This window comes from Tessaracoccus zhenghani (assembly GCF_054552775.1).
Genome location: NZ_CM137275.1, coordinates 185,913 through 201,717 on the forward strand (window position 1 = coordinate 185,913; position 15,805 = coordinate 201,717).

General features: G+C 68.1%; 12 protein-coding genes. 1 reads left to right on the plus strand and 11 read right to left on the minus strand.

The features are described 5' to 3' along the window. Window positions 1-5: 5 nt before the first annotated feature. The 11 genes from ACX1DX_RS00995 to pstC all read right to left on the minus strand — a co-directional run bounded on the left by ACX1DX_RS00995 (window position 6) and on the right by pstC (window position 14,952). Window positions 6-923: a lytic transglycosylase domain-containing protein gene (locus ACX1DX_RS00995; protein ID WP_459397365.1), complete on the minus strand. Its 918-nt coding sequence runs from the start codon at window positions 921-923 to the stop codon at window positions 6-8. Then, window positions 920-1,732, minus strand: coding sequence for a phosphate ABC transporter ATP-binding protein PstB (gene pstB, locus ACX1DX_RS01000; protein ID WP_459398232.1), 813 nt, complete (start codon window positions 1,730-1,732; stop codon window positions 920-922). Before pstB ends, ACX1DX_RS00995 begins: the two co-directional genes overlap by 4 nt. A gap of 293 nt (window positions 1,733-2,025) precedes the next feature. Then, the gene (locus ACX1DX_RS01005; protein WP_459397366.1) at window positions 2,026-2,856 is read right to left on the minus strand and encodes a sortase; all 831 of its coding nucleotides are present in this window, start codon (window positions 2,854-2,856) and stop codon (window positions 2,026-2,028) included. 116 nt (window positions 2,857-2,972) lie between these two features. Then, window positions 2,973-3,902, minus strand: coding sequence for a magnesium and cobalt transport protein CorA (locus tag ACX1DX_RS01010; RefSeq protein WP_459397367.1), 930 nt, complete (start codon window positions 3,900-3,902; stop codon window positions 2,973-2,975). Then, window positions 3,902-4,999, minus strand: a complete 1,098-nt coding sequence (locus tag ACX1DX_RS01015; RefSeq protein ID WP_459397368.1) for a COG1470 family protein — start codon at window positions 4,997-4,999, stop codon at window positions 3,902-3,904. Before ACX1DX_RS01015 ends, ACX1DX_RS01010 begins: the two co-directional genes overlap by 1 nt. 127 nt (window positions 5,000-5,126) lie before the next feature. Then, window positions 5,127-6,836 carry an Ig-like domain-containing protein gene (locus ACX1DX_RS01020; RefSeq protein ID WP_459397369.1) on the minus strand — a complete coding sequence of 570 codons (1,710 nt, stop codon included), beginning with the start codon at window positions 6,834-6,836 and terminating at the stop codon, window positions 5,127-5,129. A 27-nt stretch (window positions 6,837-6,863) separates the two neighbouring features. Beyond that, complete coding sequence (locus ACX1DX_RS01025; RefSeq protein ID WP_459397370.1) at window positions 6,864-7,988, minus strand: hypothetical protein; 1,125 nt, start codon at window positions 7,986-7,988, stop codon at window positions 6,864-6,866. A 117-nt stretch (window positions 7,989-8,105) separates the two neighbouring features. Next, window positions 8,106-10,835, minus strand: a complete 2,730-nt coding sequence (locus tag ACX1DX_RS01030) for a hypothetical protein (protein ID WP_459397371.1) — start codon at window positions 10,833-10,835, stop codon at window positions 8,106-8,108. After that, window positions 10,822-12,621, minus strand: a complete 1,800-nt coding sequence (gene pstS / locus ACX1DX_RS01035) for a phosphate ABC transporter substrate-binding protein PstS (protein ID WP_459397372.1) — start codon at window positions 12,619-12,621, stop codon at window positions 10,822-10,824. The genes ACX1DX_RS01030 and pstS overlap by 14 nt, the downstream gene beginning before the upstream one ends. Then, complete coding sequence (pstA, locus tag ACX1DX_RS01040; RefSeq protein WP_459397373.1) at window positions 12,618-13,874, minus strand: phosphate ABC transporter permease PstA; 1,257 nt, start codon at window positions 13,872-13,874, stop codon at window positions 12,618-12,620. Before pstA ends, pstS begins: the two co-directional genes overlap by 4 nt. Further along, the gene (gene pstC, locus ACX1DX_RS01045; protein WP_459397374.1) at window positions 13,867-14,952 is read right to left on the minus strand and encodes a phosphate ABC transporter permease subunit PstC; all 1,086 of its coding nucleotides are present in this window, start codon (window positions 14,950-14,952) and stop codon (window positions 13,867-13,869) included. Before pstC ends, pstA begins: the two co-directional genes overlap by 8 nt. Window positions 14,953-15,311: 359 nt before the next feature. Here pstC and ACX1DX_RS01050 point away from each other — a divergent pair, with 359 nt between their 5' ends. Continuing rightward, entirely contained in the window at window positions 15,312-15,728 is a 417-nt protein-coding gene (locus ACX1DX_RS01050; protein WP_459397375.1) for a hypothetical protein, read from the plus strand. The last annotated feature ends 77 nt before the right edge of the window (window positions 15,729-15,805 follow it).

Sequence of the window (15,805 nt, forward strand, 5' to 3'; positions counted from 1 at the left end):
GGCGCTCACCGAGCCCCCGCCCGTTCCGCGTAGGCGTTGGCGGTCTCGGCGACCGTGCGCACGTAGCTGTCTAGGCGGTTGTAGCTGAAGATCGCATCGCGCCAGCCTTCGGCTGAGGTCATCGGGCCGGAGTGGCAGAGGTAGCGGGCGGCGGCCAGCGCCGCGTCGTCGATCTGGTTGGGGTCTGCGTACCCGTCGCCGTTGCCGTCCGCGCCCCACTTGGCCCAGGTGGACGGGATGAACTGCATGGGGCCGACGGCGCGGTCCCAGACGGTGTCGCCGTCCCAGGCCCCGCCGTCGGTGTCGACGATGGCCTTCACGCCGTCGCCGTTGAGGGCGATGCCGCGGATGGGGGGAGCGGGGTAGCCGTTGTCGCCGAGCTGTGAGCTGCGGAAGAAGCCGTGCTGCGACTCCACCCAACCGATGCCCGCCAGCGTGTTCCACGCCAGACCGCATTCGGGCTGCTCGGCCGCGGCGGCGAGGGTCGCGGCACCGTAGGCCACCAGCGCGCGCCGCGGGATGCCCGTCTGGGCGGCGGTGCGATCTGCCCACGCGGGGTCCACCCCGCCGGGCCGTGGCGCCTGCGCAGGCTGCACCGGCTCGTCGCCGACTACCGGCTCCGCGATGACGGGTTCCGCGACGACCGGTTCCGGCACCGCGGGCGCCGCAGGAAGGGGAGCGGGCTGGGGCTCCGGCTGCTGCTGACCGGCGCCGGCCTGGGGCCTGGGTGCGGGCTGCGGCACGTAGGCGGGCTGGCCGACGCGGCCCTGGGCTGCGGAGAGCTGCGAAAGTCCCCAGCCGCTGAACAGCGCGGCGAGCACGAGGAGGCACACCGTCGCGGACAGCACGCGGTAGCCCCAGGTGCGCCACCAGGGTTCCTGCCAGTGCTCCTCGGAGTCGCTGGCGTGGGTGCCGTTGATCATCCGAAGCGCCCGTTGACGTAGTCGTTGGTGCGAGGGTCCTGCGGGTTGGTGAACATGGCATCGGTGTCGCCGTGTTCCACGATCACGCCGGGCGTGTCCTGCGAGGCGAGGAAGAAGGCGCACTGCTGGGAGACGCGCTGGGCCTGCTGCATGTTGTGGGTCACAATGACGATCGTGACCTCCTTCTGCAGCTCGGCCATGGTCTCCTCGATGACGCGGGTGGAGGTGGGGTCCAAGGCGGAGCACGGCTCGTCCATCAACAGCACCTTGGGCTTGATGGCCAGCGACCGGGCGATGCAGAGCCGCTGCTGCTGGCCGCCGGACAGGCCGCCGCCGGGGGCGCGGAGCCTGGTGCGGACCTCCTTCCAGAGGCCGGCCGAGGTCAACGACCGTTCGACGAGCTCGTCCTTAGTCTCCTTGGAGGCCTTCACCCCGGTGAGCTTCAGCCCGGCCACCACGTTGTCGTAGATGCTCATCGCCGGGAAGGGGTTGGGCTTCTGGAAGACCATGCCGATGTGCTTGCGCGCGTCCTGGAGCTTCTTGCGGCGGTCGTAGATGTCGTCGCCGTCGAGGAGCACCTCACCGGCCAACGAGGCCGAGGGCACGAGCTCGTGCATGCGGTTCAGGATCCGCAGGAACGTGGACTTGCCGCAGCCCGACGGGCCGATCAGCGCGGTGACCTGGCCTGCCTCCATGGTGAGGGAGACCTGCTCGAGCACCTTGTGCTCGCCGAACCAGGCGGAGATGTTGTTGGCCGTGAGGGTCGACAGCGAAGTGTTCGTCCGGGCGACGGCGACGGGCGCCTGCATCTGGGGCCTGGTCTGCACGTCGATGGGCGACATCGGCGCGGCGGCGCGCGCCGGCGCCTGGCCGGTGGGTCGGGAGAAGGCCTCCATCACAGCGTCGACGTCCTCGCGAGAGGCGGGGACAGGCGGCATCACGGTGGTGTCCAGGATCGCGTCGTGCTGCGCGGTCAGTTCCTGGAGCTCCTCGTCGGGATCCTTCGCCCAGGGTGACGGCCCGGTGAAGTCCTGATGCTCCAGCGGGATGATCTTGGTGGCGTCGATCGGGTCGTCGCTCATGTCAGTGGCTCGATTCATGGCTACAGGAGGTTGGGTAGGAGTTTGACGATCTGGGAACACGTCAGGATGCCGAGGAACAGGAAGACGGGCATCGCGACGATCCAGGTCTTGCCGGGGCCCACGCGTCGCCAGGCGTAGACGGCGACGATCTCGGCCGCCACCAGCGCCTGGAGGCAGAACACCAGCGCCCAGACGGTGGACAGGTCGCCGGCCAGTTCCTTGTCCTCGGGCGGAAGGGTGCGAAACGTCGTGTCACGCAGACCCGGCGTCTGCACCGGCGTGACCAGCTTCGCGTCCACCCGGGTGAGGCCCACCGGCATGTAGGGGAAGCCGCGGGTGGTCATGAGCGTGAGACGCGCTTCGCCGCGTTTGATGGGTGGCGGCGCGAGATCGCCGGCCTGGCGCACGCCGATCACCTCGTAGATGTGCTCTCCCTGGCCGGTGACGACGCTGATGGTCTCGCCGGGGGCGAGTTCCTGGACCCGCGCGAACGGGGCGCCGTACGAGGACCCGCGTCCCATCAACACGCTGACGCCCGCCTGACCCGGCAGGCTGGTGTCGCGACGGTGGCCGGGGCCGGCCATCAGGGTGCCGGAGCTGGTGCCCTCGACGACGATCTCGTCGACCCCGATGGTGGGGATCTCGATGCGCGCAACGGGCTCACCGTCGTCGAGGAGGACGTCCTCGAAGTTGCCCTCGCTCACCGGCGCGGTACCCGCGGCCAGTTGTTCGGTGAACGTCTGGCGCAGTTGGTGCTGCGACACGATGTGCTGGAGGTGGCTGAGCAGCAGCACGTTGGCGAGGAACCCCACGAGGACCACGAGGACCATCACGAGCAGTCCGCGGATCATCAGTTCCCGCGCCGCCATGGGTGGCCGCGGGGGAGGAGGGAGGCGCCTGGGTGGCTTCGGAGGCGTGGGTGCCTTCGGCCGCCCGGCCGCCTTGGGTGCTGCGGGTTTCAACTGGGTCACCCGGCGACCTCCGGCGACAGCGCGGAGCCGCCGAGCTGACGGATGAGGCGGGGGCCGAGCCGGACGGCGGCGATTGCGAGGCCGGTGCCGCCGAGCAGGTACCACGGGATGAAGAAGACCCACTGGTCGCGCTTGACGGGGGCGAGCTCGGTGTCGCCCAGCTTCTCCGGCGGGGTGAACACGGTCTCGGCCTTGACCAACGTCCACTGGCCGAGGCCGGTCATCTCGGCGGCCACCTCACGGACCTCATCGGGTTCGAGGTCCTTGATCTCTACTGCCATCTCCGGGCCGAGTTGCTGCCCGAACAGGTTGAGCATGCGGAAGCTCGCCTCGGCGTCCAGGGTGGCGTTCGACGCGTTGCGCACGGTGAAGCGGATGGTGTGGCTGCCGCCCCAGGGGTTGATGCTGATCCGAGTGTCGCCCGCCAGGCCGCTGACGTAGAGGAGGCCGCCGATGGAGACCTCCTCCTTCTCGGGAGGGACCGACGCTGCGGGCGAGGTGGGGACGGCTGAGGCGGAGTCGGTGCTCTCGGGCCTGTCGTTCCGGGGGGTGTTCGACGAGCCGGGTCGCACCGGACGCGAGGGCCGGGTGGTCCGGTTGCTCGGCGGGGCCATCGTCGGCCTGCTGCTCGGGGCTGCTGACGGCAGCACCGACGGAGGCCCGGGCTGGCTGGGGACCGGCGCCGTGGGCCTCCCCGTGGGCCGCGTGCTGGCGCTCTGGGTGGCAGAGGGTTTGGCGGTGGGCGAGACGGAACCCGACGGCGAGGGGCTCGGCGTCGTCTCCAGGACCCACACGGAGATGCCGCTTCCGCCGGAGCCGTCCGCGACGGCGACGGAGCCGGGCTGGGTGAGCACGGCGCCCTGGACGACCGCCACGGCCAGCGCGGCGGCCGCCACGGTCAGGGCGCGGCCAATGGGAAGCTTCATCACTTGCTGCCGCTCTCGACGAGTTCGGGCTCGGGGGCGTCGTTCTGCGCGGAGGCCTCCTGCGCCTTGCGGGCGGCCTCGGCCTCGGTGTGGGCGATCCACTCGGCGGCGCGCTTCGCGTCCACCTTGCGGCGCCAACGCCACCAGACGATGCCGCCGACGATGAGCAGCAGCGGCACGACGGCAAGGAGCGGCAGGGCCCAGACGAAGGCGTCACGCTCGACGACGGGGAGCGTGGGCGGCAGGAGGGCGTCGCCGTCGGTCTGGGTCTGGAGCAGCCACTTGACGTTGGCGAAGCCGACGGAGGGCACGTTCTCCAGGGTGAAGTTCACGGTGCGGGTGTTGCCCGGCAGCACCTCGTCGAGCACCTCGAAGGTCTCCTGGCCGACGGGCACGCCGAACCAGGTGGTGCCGGAGAGCGTGACGCGCCCTGACAGGGCGATGTTGCCGTTGTTGCTGACCGTGGCGGTGCCGGTGATGGACCCGTCGAAGGGGTTGAGGTCGCCCGAGTGGTTCGCGGAGAAGCTGCTGATCGTCATGTTGGCGACGAGGTCGCCCGCGACGCGCACGTACATGCGGTTGGCGATGCGGTTCTCACGACTAATGTCTCCTTCACGCATAGAGGAGACAACGATCCCCGCGGGGTGATCACCTGGTGCAGCGTTTGAGGGCACAGTGACCGTGAAGGGGATGATCCGCACTTCCTGCGCGCCGAGTTGCAGTTCCAGCCGACGCTCGGTGCCGAACGTCACCCATGCTCCAGCGCCCTTGGGTTCATCGTTGGTGTTGAGCAAAGCGAAGTTGCCGGTGGTGTCGTTGAACGCATCCGTGGCGAAGACGGTGACTTTGAGGGGGGTATTGCCCGCGTTGGCGACTCGGATGTGGTCAGTGACGTCCTGACCAGGCTGAACGTGGAAGCTGTGGCGCGCTCGGTCAGTGATGCTGCCGTCGGGCTCAACGGGGTTCAGGGCGATGCCAGTGGTGCCGTCGTCTTCGAGATCCTCGGCATGAGCCGTGTGTGGCACGAGCACCGCTAGTGCGACTAATCCCGACGTGAGAAGGGCTCGGACGATGCGGGGCAGGACAGCGTTCATCATGTGCCTTTTTGTAGTCGTATCTGGGGGGCACGGTGCGGGCGGGATTGGGACTCCGCCCGCACCGTGCCGTAAGGAGTGCATTTCTGGGAGCCCCGTCCTCAGCCGATGCTGAGGACGGGGCTGTGGCTCACTTGGAGACCAGCGTCAGGGTGAGGGTTGCGTCGTACTTGCCCTTCTTCGAGCCTTCCGGCGCCACGAAGGTCAGATCGGCGTCGAAGACGGTCGAACCTGAGTAGGTGCCTTCTGCCGCCTCTGCAAAAACGGCACCCGTCGCGTAGTCCGCTGAGCCAGCAGACTGCTGGGCACCGAGGGTCGCCGGGGCAAATCCGACGGTGTCCGGAGCGGTGACGCCGGGAACCTTGATCTCGGGCTTGATCCCGAGGTTCGCGGCGGCGATCACGCTCGCGCTGTCGCGGTGCTTGAACTCGGTCACATTGGTGCTCAGGGTCCAGCCATTGAGGGTCAGGTAGCGCTCGTCGATAACCTCGACCTCGCCCAGCTTGCCGGTGGACTGCGAGTGGCCGTTCACCAGCTGGCCGGTGGAGAGTTCGTTGGCCTTAATCGTTCGGTCCACGAGCAGGAACTGACCGTTTGCGTTGACGCTCGCAACCAGGTTCGACTCCAAGGACTGGGTGGTCGCGATATCGACGGTGGTGTGACCAACGACGGTGCCGTCAGCCATCGCAAGGACGAACTGAGTCGGGCCAGACGAGGTCGGGCGGACGACAATCTGCCCGCCGGTGACACCCTGCTTGCCCAGATTGGTCCACACGCCATCCTTGACCTGCCAGACGTAGACCGCGGACTCAGCAGTGGTCGTGGTCAGGGTGACATTCAGAGTGCCGGTGCTGAAAGTACCGGTCACACCGTTGGCGTTCGTGGAGTCGAGAGCCACGGCGGGCTGCACAGCGACCTCCTGGCTGGCGACCACCGTTGTCATGCCTTCGGAGCTCGAGTATGCAGACGAGTCGGGAACGAACACTGCGCGGAAGTTGTGGGTGCCGGCAGAGAGCGGGTCCGTGGTGATCGCGGCGGTCGGAGCAGTCTCCGTCACGGCCTGGGTCCCGATCGAGGTTTCGCCGTCGTAGAAGACGACCATGCCGGAGAACGTGGCCGCATCGTCAGCGACGACCTCCGAGACAGTGGCCGTCAACTCAACGGTGGCGCCGGAGGTGACTCCGGATGCCGAGGAGGTGAGCACGGTGTTCGTTGCCTTGCCCTCGACGATCACGGGGGAGACGGTGTAGTTGCCGGTGCCAGCCTCAATGTTGATTTCGCGGTAGACAGCACCCACCGTCGTCACGCCGCTGTTGATGGTGTAGGCGATACCCCACCAGTAGGAGCCACCCTGCGTGATGAGGGCCTCGATGTTGGAGTTGATCGACTCGAGGGTGAAGTCGGGTGCCAGCGTGCCACCGGTCGGACCGGCAGCGGCATCCGTCGCGAAGGACTTCCAGGTGTTGGTGCCGCCAGCCACGGCGGTCGGGTTCTTGTCAGAGATGAATCGCCACACCTGGGTGAACTCGTTCGCACCCGTGATGGGGCGGTCGCCATTCTCCATGCGGTAGTTGTGCTCCGCCCAGGGATCCGACGAGCTCGGGCTGGCGAACAGGATCTCGTTGCGGGCGTAGACACGGCTGGCGTTTCCGTCGGCGTACTCGCCGGTGTTGCCGTCGTAGAGGAAGAAGCCACCCTTTGAGCCTGCCTGGGCAGAGTCAGCGGGCTGCGGGTTGAGGGGGTCACCAGGAGCTGCCTGCGCCGTCAAGGTGGCGCCGGCCATGAGGGCTACGGCGAGGAGGCTGGCCGCGCTCGCTCGCATGATCTTCTTGAGGTTCATGATTGAAAAGTCCTATCTGGATCCGGCTCAGGCGAGTGCTGCGCGGAAGGGGGTGGTGGTCGAGGGAGCGAGGAAGCCGAACTTCTTCTTCACGGCGCCCGCCTGGTTGATGAGGGACCCGTGGTTGCTGAGCTTGGTACCAGCAGCGCTGACGACGTCGGCCAACCGTGAGTCGTACTTTGCGTCGCCCACGGTCACGCGGGCGTTCTCCACGATGAGGTAGGTGTCACGGCCCCACGTGGTGTTGTCGTAGAAGGCCTTGTTGGGGGCCATGGCGGTGCCTTCGCCGGTCACTGCGGGCGTGCCAGCGATGGGCGAGCCAATCTTGACGCCAGTGCCGCGGCGATCGACGCCCGCACCGGTGTTCTGGGCCACCCACTGGGCTGCTGACATGGCGGTGACGGCGTTGGCCGGGAAGGCGCGGCCGTCAGACAGCGACTGGGTGTCGTGCTCCTGACCCACTTCGACGCAGCCACCCTCGGAGACCTCGGGCATGCTGGCGTCGGTCACGCCGATCTTGCTCATGAAGTCCTTGCGCGTGCCGGAGCCGGCCTGCGGGATGACCGGGGTCACGGTGACGCCGCCCACTTCGCGGATGGTGCACTCGAACAGGCCCTTGAGGGTGGCCTGGTCGATGTTGTCGAACGCGGTGTTGCTGCCACCGGAGTGGGCGTACGACAGCGCATCGCGGCCGAAGGGGATGTACAGCAGAGCGCCGGTGGCGTTCGCCGTCGCACCCGAGGACGAGCGGGCAATGTCCACCTGGTTGGTGATCGTCACGTTCTTCGGAGACCCGGGGGTGCCGGCAGTGTAAGGCTGGCCGTCGATGGAGCGGCTCAGCGCCTTGACACCGTCGCCGGAGCCGTTGGGGCGGCCGAAGCGGGGGCCGTTCGGCTTGGTCTGGATCCAGCTGGACCCAGTGGCGTCGAACGAGCCGATGAACGAGGATCCGGCTGCGGAGCGCACGTTGGCGCCCGTGATGCTGGTGCCGTTGGCCAGGGCGTTGAGCACGTCCTGGAGGGTGTCGGAGCCGACGACGACGAGGCTGCTGGAGACGGGCTCCGCGGCAGCGTTGGTGGAGACGACGGTGGACATGGCGAGGCCGGCAGCCGCGGCGAGCGCGACGGCCTTGGTGACCTTGCTAGACTTCATGGATACGAGTCCTTTCAACTCGAGAAATCCGGACGGCCACTGGCATGGCCGCCCCCTCAGGCCGGGAGCACGCAGCGCTCCCGGCCTGAAGCTTTTCTGGGGTGATCCGCTGCGTCGTCACGGCTGCCGCCGGATGCGCGAGATCACAGGGATGCCCAGCGCCGCCGCCAAGCCCACCAAGCCTGTGGCGGGGACGACGGCGCTGATGGGGCCCAAGGGCGGGTCGGCAGGAGTCTCGGCCCCCACGAGTGCTCCTGCCGGAGCACCGTTGGGCGCAGGGTCTGCACCGCCCGTTGCGGGCGGCACGCTGGCCCCATCCGCAGCGGGACCTGCCGGAGTGCTGGGAGCCGCAAGCGGCGGCTGGGGGTATACCGGTGCATTCGTGCCGGGAGCGTTGGATGGCAACGGCCCTGGAGCCGGGCTCGTGGTCGCGGCGCTCGGAGAGGCCGTGGTGGTGGGCGAGGCGGTCCCCGTCGGCGACGGAGTGGCGCCGGGGCCGGCACCGGCGGAGGGGGATGCCGTCGGCGATGCGGTGGGGGTCGGGGACGGCTTCGGTTGGGGCCAACCACCCGCGGCGATGGCCTCCGCAGCTGCGAGGGCCTGAGTCCGCCAAGTCTTTGGAATGGGTGCGTATCCCGGAGGGAGTTCGCCGTCGTCGGTGCCGGGCACCTGGCCGGTCGTCACGCCGTACTCAATCAACTCGGCGTAAGCCCGCCTCAGGGTTGGGTCCGTCTGCCTCGGGCTGAGAGCGGCATAGACCGGGGAACTGAGTGGGTAGGCCGACGTCGCCTTCTTGGCCTTGTCCGAGCCGTAGTCGAAGCTGACCACCTGTGGCTGTGCCACGCTCGGGGTCATGGCAGCGGCGGCGGCCTCCAGGGAATCGGCAGTGGGAGCGACGAAGTCACCCGCAGGATTGCGCAGGCGCGCGGTGGCGGTCTGGTACTGCTGGGCTGCGGGGGTCGAACTCAGCCCGATGACGTGCTGCGTACCGGGCAGCGAGCGCTGCGACTTCCCGTACCGCGGTGGGCGCGAGAACTTGTCCCAGTCGCCCAGGATGAGACCGTCGCCCCGCAGGACACGATAGGCGCCGTCGGCGAAGCTCGACGTGTAGGGGCGCCACGTCACGAGGTTGATCGCGCCGGTTCCATTGACCGGGTCCTGCGTTGCGGTGTCGGGCTTCTCGGCAGGGTCCGCCTTCGGGAACGAGTCGGTGGGGAGATCGAGCGGAACGCCGGAAGGGTTGAGGTCAGCGTTGGTGGAGTACCACGGGTTGACGGTCATGCCCCATTCGTCGGGCTCGCCGTCGAGCCACGCCTTGGCCTCGGGATCAGCGAGGATGTAGCTCCAGACCTGTACGGCCAGGTCGGATCGTCCCAACGGCATCAATGCATCAGCGACAGAGGCGTCGACGATGGTCTGCACCGCCCACTCCGGATCATTGATCTCCAGGAAATCCGGGTCCCACACCAACGTGCGGGGGTTGTCCCCCAAGTGGGACTTGTCGACTGCAGTGGGGAGCGCGTTGAGATAGGAGGCCGTCAACAGCTTGGCCAGGAGTCTCGGCGTGAGGTTCATCTCCGGAAGGGGCAGCAGGCTTCGCGCCTTGTACTCCGCGCTCGCCGTCTGCGGGTTGGGCTGCGAATCGACGACGAACGACACGGACACGCCACCCAGCGCGACGGGGGCGTAGGCCAAGGGGTCGTACTCCCACCCCAGCGCGTCGATGTCGAGGGGGCGAGAGGAGAACGCCAGTGCGCTCGGCGCATTGCCTGCGGCCGTGAGCAGCGCATCTGACTCCGGGATCTGGACGAGAGTGAACGGCGCCTTGCCCTCGCCTTGACAGAGGACCGGCTGCCAGGAGGCGATGGCACCGGCGACGAGCTCACTGCCGGCGAGTTGCCTCTCGGCGGCCCCGATCTCGCAGCGGGACCCCAGCGGCTTGAACTCGAGCTTCACGGCGAGGTGGTGCTGCCACGAGCCCCACCAGATGCCAGGGGTGTTGATGTTGCTCGCGCCGTTGTCGCTGACGCCTCGGGGGATGATCACCAGCCAGCAGGAACTGCCTGAAACAGCTCCACCGGCGCCTTCCACGGGATTCCCGCATCCCAGCGCGGGCGACTGCATGGACGTCTGTAGTTCGAACGGCACTGCTCCTGAACCGTCCGGCCCGAACGGTGCCCAGTTGACCTCGTTGGTGGAGCTGGCGTTGTAGTAGCGGTTGGTGCTGAGATCCACCCACTCCTTCTCAGGCTTCATGACGACCTTGTCGCCGGCCGTCATGGTGTTGATGAGCACCTTGTCTGCCGGGACCTCCGCCTCGTCGACCTGACCTTCGGCGTTCCAGGCGACGAAGGGGATGGTCGTCGTGGTGCTCCACTGACCGGCCACCGAGTAGCCCTCGTCCTCAGGGAGGACGGCCTCGTCCAAGCGCCCGCCGTCCCTGGTCGCGCCCCAACGTCCGGTGCCGCCGTACTGGCAGGTGCGCCGGTCAGGGTGACCTGGGTTCTCCGGGTCCTCACCCCAACATTGGGCGATCTGCAGGAAATTGGCTCCGCCGACGGTGCTCTGAGGGGGTGCGGACAGTGCACCGCCCTTGTACGTGATCCTGATGCCCTGGCTCACGAGGTCCTTGGTCTGGGAGACGGTGACCTCGAGATCCGGGAAGGGGGCGTCGTCGGGGCTCAGCGCGTAGTCCTTGTTGGTGACCGTGACGGCCGACGAGGCGGCCGCCTCGTCCGCCCGGGCCTGGCCAGGGGAGGCCAGCGGCACCGTGGCCACGCCGACGGCGAGCAGCGCGAGTGCGGCGGCCACGCGGCGCTTCGCGGAGGTCCTGCTAGAGGCCTGCACCGGAACCACCCTTCAGCCTCGAACCCACCAGCGGCGGCACCACGACGGCGCCGATGAGGAGCACGACGGCGGCGATCATCAACCACTGCTCGGTGCCCATCCCACGCTCAGGGAGCGTGAAGGGGCTGGCCTGGGCACGCATGACGGTGCCGTTGCTGCCGGGCACGGCGCCGTCGACCCCGGCGGCGTCGTCGAAGATGACGTTGCCCTCCTCGTCGTAGACGGGGATGAGGCCTGCATCGACGGCGCCGGGATCACCGGGCACACCTGGCGCGTCGGGGTTGGCCCCGTTCGAGCTCGGCTGGTTCGTGCCGGGTTGGTTGGTGCCGGGCTGGTTGGTGCCCGGTTGGTTGGTGCCGGGCTGGTTGGTGCCCGGTTGGTTGGTGCCGGGCTGGTTGGTGCCCGGCTGATTGGTGCCGGGCTGGTTGGTCCCCGGCTGATTGGTGCCGGGCTGGTTGGTCCCCGGCTGATTGGTGCCGGGCTGGTTGGTCCCCGGCTGGTTCGTGCCGGGGTTCTGTGCCTCGGGCTTCACCGGCGTGTCCGCGGGGGCGCCGGCGGTGCCGGTGGTGCACTGCGTGGGGCCCTTCTTGTCACAGGGTGCGGGCTGCGGCGCGATCAGCACGAGTTGGTTCTTGCTGGGCGAGTCGCCCGCCTTGAACGTCGGGTTGCGGCAGCCGTTGAAGTCGATGCCGGCGGCTCCGGCGCCCGGGATGCGCTTGATCTGTTCGGAGCCGGCCATCACCAGGTTCATCGGCAGCGGGGAGTAGCCCAGGGTGTCTGCCTGCTGCTGGCCCTCGCACAGCACGTAGCGCAGGAACGCGCCGAGCGTCTTGCCCTTGTTGTCGTCGAAGATGTCGCGGCCGGGCTTCACCTCGGTGGGCACGATGGCGTACGAGTAGCTCGACAACGGGTAGGCACGCGGGTCGGTGTCGTTGTACACACCGTCGAGGTTCTGCGTGAGGTCGGAGTTGATGCCGGCCTTCGTCAGCGCCACGGCCACCGAGAAGGCGGTGGGCTCGACGTAGTGCCCGCTCTTGTTGAGCACCTTCGCCACGGGGAAGCCGGCCTTCTTGGCGTAGGAGTACTCCACGTAGGTGATGGCACCCTCGCCGTAGTTCTGTGCGACGTAGCCAGACACGCCGTCGGAGCCCTTCTGCGCCTTGGCGTTGCCGAAGCTGGGGTACTGCGAGAGCATGCCCCGGGTCCACAGGCTTGGGTACTGCTTCGACATCCAGAGGGTGAACTGGGCGCTGGTGCCGGAGCCGTCGGAGCGGATCACGGGGGTGACGGCGCGGTCCGGCATCACGAGGCCCGGGTTGTCAGCCACGATCGCCGGGTCGTTCCACTTGACGATCGCGCCGGTGAAGATCTTGGTGATGGTCTCGCCGGAGAGCCGCAGGTTCGTGACCCGCTTGCCGTTGATCTTCAGGTTGTACATGAAGCTGGTGCCACCGGCCACGATGGGCAGGTAGGAGAACGCCACGGGCGGGTTCTCAGGCGCCGAACCGTCTTCCGGGGCCGCCTGGAACGGGATCTCCGAGATGGCGAAGTCGACGGAGCCGTCGATAAAGTCGCGCCGGCCGCGGGTGGAGCCGTCGCCGGTGTAGTTGACCGTCATCGAGTAGTTGCGGGCCACGTTGGCGCGCCACTGATCGAGAGCGTTCTGCGACCACGTGGAACCGGTACCCGTGATGGGGTAGAAGCTCTCGGCACGAGCGGTGCCCGCGGGCAGCGTCATCGTCACCATCAGCAGTGCCAGGGTGAGGAAGAGTGCGCGTCGCTTCATGAGGACTCCTTGACGTCGCGGGAGGGGGAGAGGGTGAGGGCCGCGGGCTCGATGACGGTGACCTGCGCCTGCCTTGCGGCGAACCGGGCGACGTCGCGCTTCGACGCGGCCCTGACGGCGCGCGCCTGGCGTGGGGTCAGCTCGCCTGGGCCACGGCCACCGAGGGCGCGGGCCACCACGAACAGCACGAGCACGAGCAGCATCAGCACCGCTGCGGTGCCGAAGCCGCGCGCGATCATTGCCGGCTCGGGAGAGCGGACGAAGTCGAACACCTGCAGGGGCAGCGACACCATCGGCCCACTCAGCGGGTTGTAGTTCATCGCGGCGGTGATGCCCGAGGTCAGCAGGACGGGGCTGGTCTCGCCGATACCCCTGGCAGTGCCGAGGATGACGGAGGTCACCAGCCCGGACTTCGCCGTCGGCAGCACCACGAAGCGCACGGTGTTCCAGCGGGAGGTGCCCAGCGCGTAGGAGGCTTCGCGCAGGTTCTGCGGGACCAGACGCAGCACCACGTCGGCCGAACGGATGACAACTGGCAGCATCATCACCATGATGGCGATGGAGGCTGCCAGGCCGTTGCGCTCGTGCGTGACGCCCTGGATGACTGCGGCGTAGACGAACAGGCCCGCCACGATGGACGGTAGCGCCGTCATGGCGTCGGAGATGGTGCGCACGAACCGGGCGAAGCGGCCACCCACCTCGTTGAGGAACACCGCGGTGCCCACCCCCAGCGGGATGGTGATGGCCAGCGCCATGCTGATCTGGATCAGCGTGCCGACGATGGCGTGCACGATGCCGCCCTGCGTGAGCGGCTCCAGCGGGCCGGAGAGCTTCATGGTCTCCGTGAAGAAGTTCAGGTGCTGCAGCGCGTCGGTGCCACGCAGCAGCGTGTAGCCCACGATGAACAACAGCGAGCTGAACACCAGGAAGCCGGCGCTGCCGAACAGCACGGTCATCACCTTGTCGGCGACATCGAGGCGGTTGTTGTCCAGCGACACCAACAGCGAGTAGAGGAGCAGGAAGCACAGGAACGCCACGACGACCCAGCCGATGTAGCCCGAAAGCGGGGCGAACCAGCCGAACAGCAGCGTGGCCAGGGCGACAGCGCCCGCGCCGGCCCCGATGAGGTCGTAGCGCTCGCGGAACGTGGCCCCGCGCACCTCGCGGCGCGGCCCGTCCTGGCCCTTCGCCGCGGCGGGAAGCGACGTGCGGGGCCGGGCCGCCGTCGCGGAGCGGAAGAGCGTGTCAGCCATCTGATTCCGCCCCCGAACGGGAACGGGCCACGATGGACGAGGCGGTGAAGTTGATGACGAGCGTCAGCAGGAACAGCACGAGGCCCGCCGCCATGAGGGCCGAGAGGCCGAACTCGCTGGCCTCGCCGTAGCGCAGTGCGATCAGCGCGGAGACGGAGTTCGTGCCGGTCTTCAGCACCTGCCAGTTGATGGTGGTGATGGGGCTGATGATCATGTAGACCGCGATGGTCTCGCCCAGCGCGCGCCCGAGCCCCAGCATGACGCCGCCGATGACGCCGCCCTTACCGAACGGCAGCACCACCGCCTGGATCATGCCCCACCGGGTGGAGCCCAGCGCGTAGGCGCCTTCCCGCTCGCCGACGGGGGCGCGGGAGAAGCTCTCGCGCATGATCGCGGTCATCGTCGGCACCACCATGAGACCCACGACGATGCCGGCCAGGAACGCCGACGAGGTGAAGGCACTGGCGTCCGTGAAGGCGACCCCGTCGGCGTCGGTCACCGCAAACATCGGGATCCAGTGGAAGTAGGTGGAGATCCACTCCGACACCGGGATGATCTCTGCCTGGAGGAAGTAGACGCCCCAGAGGCCGAAGATGATGCTGGGCACGGCGGCCATCAGGTCAACCAGCGTCACGAGGAACTGGCGCAGTTGGCCGGAGACCACCTCGGAGAGGAGCAGCGACGTGCCGAGCGAGATGGGCACGCTCACCACCAGCGCGATCAACGCGATGGTGATGGTGCCGAAGAGGATGGCCGCGACGCCGAACTCGCCTGTCTCCGGCGACCACTGCTGCTCCGTGAGGAACCTCACGCCGGTCTTGCTCAGCGCGTCCGCCGCGCGGATGGAGAGGAAGAGCCCGACGGCGAGCATGATCGCCACCGTGATGGCCCCCGCTGCGTACGCCGAGGACCGGAATACCCGATCGACGGTGGACTGGCGCCCGGCGAGCTCGCGACGGCCGCGTCGCTCAGGTTCCGGGGCGGGGGCATCAGGGGTCTTCGGCGTTCGCTCAGGAGACGAGGCGGCAACCTCAGCCTCCTGTGTCAGGAGGGCCGTCAGCCCAACATCCGCGCTCACCGCGTACCCCTTTTCACGATCCCCAAGTGATCCGGGGCTCATGCTTCTCCAGTCGGGGACCCGGTACCAACCTGTTCGGTAAACGCCCCCGCAACCCAAGATGAACAATTGGTGATCTGGCAAACGGCGAGTGGGTTTGGGTGACCACAACGTGAACGGTCAAGGCGGATCAGGTGGAATTGCACGTTCAAGGGCGGCTGCAGGGAAATCCGACGTCGGGTGAAAAAGCCTGCCGCAGGGGCCCTCAACCGGCTGCTGCAGAGGGGCCCCGGGGTAGGCTGGAATCCATGCCTTCGCACACGCCGGTCCCGAGGTACCCCTTGGGTGAGTATGCGTATCAGGGCTTGTGGTGGGGCAGTGTGCTCCTACCGCTCTTGCTGGCGGTGGTGAGATTCGCGGCGGCTCCGGCAGACATGACGTTCGCGCTCTTCACCATCATCGGGCTGCCGGCCATCATCGCCGGGCAGATCATCGCGGGGATGCTGGCCTGGACGTATCGCCGTCGGCAGTGGCGGCACTGGCTGGGGCCGGTGGCGGCACGGTTGTCCTTCATCTATTACGTGGCCTGGGTGGTGCTGGCCCTGGCGTTGCCGGAGTCGCGGCCGGGCGCGGTCTATCCCTCGGTGCTGATGGGGCTGTTCGGCAGCGCTTTCGCCGATGGTTTGTCCGCGGTGCTCTTCTGGCTCATTCCCACGCTGTATGTCACGTTGCTGGCGTCGATCATCGTGGAGGGCGAGAGAGCGGTGCGTCGCTGGAGGAGCGTCGGGGCAGGATAAGGCACCGGAGCCCCTCGGCATCGTGGATGCAGAGGGGCTCGGGTTGCGCAGACCTGAAGAGGCTTGGCGTCCTCGAC

Excerpts from the sequence above, each read along its gene's own strand:
- ACX1DX_RS00995 (WP_459397365.1), bottom strand. The coding sequence starts at position 923 with ATGATCAACGGCACCCACGCCAGCGACTCCGAGGAGCACTGGCAGGAA.
- pstB (WP_459398232.1), bottom strand. The coding sequence starts at position 1,732 with ATGCAGGCGCCCGTCGCCGTCGCCCGGACGAACACTTCGCTGTCGACC.
- ACX1DX_RS01005 (WP_459397366.1), bottom strand. The coding sequence starts at position 2,856 with ATGATCCGCGGACTGCTCGTGATGGTCCTCGTGGTCCTCGTGGGGTTC.
- ACX1DX_RS01010 (WP_459397367.1), bottom strand. The coding sequence starts at position 3,902 with ATGAAGCTTCCCATTGGCCGCGCCCTGACCGTGGCGGCCGCCGCGCTG.
- ACX1DX_RS01015 (WP_459397368.1), bottom strand. The coding sequence starts at position 4,999 with ATGATGAACGCTGTCCTGCCCCGCATCGTCCGAGCCCTTCTCACGTCG.
- ACX1DX_RS01020 (WP_459397369.1), bottom strand. The coding sequence starts at position 6,836 with ATGAACCTCAAGAAGATCATGCGAGCGAGCGCGGCCAGCCTCCTCGCC.
- ACX1DX_RS01025 (WP_459397370.1), bottom strand. The coding sequence starts at position 7,988 with ATGAAGTCTAGCAAGGTCACCAAGGCCGTCGCGCTCGCCGCGGCTGCC.
- pstS (WP_459397372.1), bottom strand. The coding sequence starts at position 12,621 with ATGAAGCGACGCGCACTCTTCCTCACCCTGGCACTGCTGATGGTGACG.
- pstA (WP_459397373.1), bottom strand. The coding sequence starts at position 13,874 with ATGGCTGACACGCTCTTCCGCTCCGCGACGGCGGCCCGGCCCCGCACG.